At 63.1% G+C, this 363-nt stretch carries 1 pseudogene; it reads right to left on the bottom strand.

The features are described 5' to 3' along the window. Nucleotides 1–41: 41 nt before the first annotated feature. A pseudogene (locus PVZ72_RS00375) lies at nt 42–363 on the bottom strand (undecaprenyl-phosphate 4-deoxy-4-formamido-L-arabinose transferase); the annotation flags it as partial.

The raw sequence follows: 363 nt of genomic DNA, 5'->3' as shown, positions 1-363 counted from the left end.
GTAGGCGAAGACGATGGCGGTTTTCATCAGGGGCTTTCCTGTTACTGGACTTGGCGAAGCGGTGCCGGCGAGGGGGAGGTGCCAGGCGCACTTATGATTTGCTCGATGTGGAATCGCGGTCGCGCACGGACATCGTTGTAAACCCGACCGAGGTACTCGCCGAGCAGACCGAGGCCGAGGAACTGGGCGCCGGTGAAGATGAACAGGATGGCGAACAGCGAGAACACGCCATCGGCCGCCCAGTCAGCGCCATGAGTGAGGCGCAGGAAGAGCAGCAGGGCAGCGAAGAAGAAGCCGAACAGCGCCAGACCAGCGCCGAACAGGCTGAGCATGCGCAGCGGGGTGGTGGTCATGCAGGTCAGC

The organism is Pseudomonas sp. LA5 (assembly GCF_028640825.1).
Lineage (GTDB): Bacteria > Pseudomonadota > Gammaproteobacteria > Pseudomonadales > Pseudomonadaceae > Chryseomonas > Chryseomonas aestiva.
Note: the sequence above shows the minus strand (reverse complement) of the source record. Positions and strands in the feature narration are given on the sequence as shown.